General features: G+C 36.1%; 1 pseudogene. It reads right to left on the bottom strand.

The window, feature by feature from the left end:
- Window positions 1–274 (bottom strand): annotated as a pseudogene (locus FFR48_RS28635) (RNA-guided endonuclease TnpB family protein); the annotation flags it as partial.

The following is a 274-nucleotide window of genomic DNA, read 5'->3' as shown; positions in this document are numbered from 1 at the left end:
TTTACTCCATCAAATACTTCTCCTGTTGATAATATTGCTAGATGATTTATTCCTAAATCAACTCCTACAAACTCCTGATTTTTCTGGGTTTGAGTCGTTTCTATTTCTATTTTCCAAGAGATAAACCTGCCTGTCGGCAGACATGGCCACTTGTCAGCTTGTTTACTGATGGTGACAGATTTCGGTTTATATCCTGTAGGGAGAATTTCATAAGTTTTTATCCAACCAATTACGGGTACTTTTACCTTTCTGTAGTCAATTTTTATGACACCAT

It is taken from the genome of Sphaerospermopsis reniformis (assembly GCF_005402885.1).
Taxonomy (GTDB): domain Bacteria; phylum Cyanobacteriota; class Cyanobacteriia; order Cyanobacteriales; family Nostocaceae; genus Sphaerospermopsis; species Sphaerospermopsis kisseleviana.
This window is presented reverse-complemented; position numbering and strand designations above follow the sequence as displayed.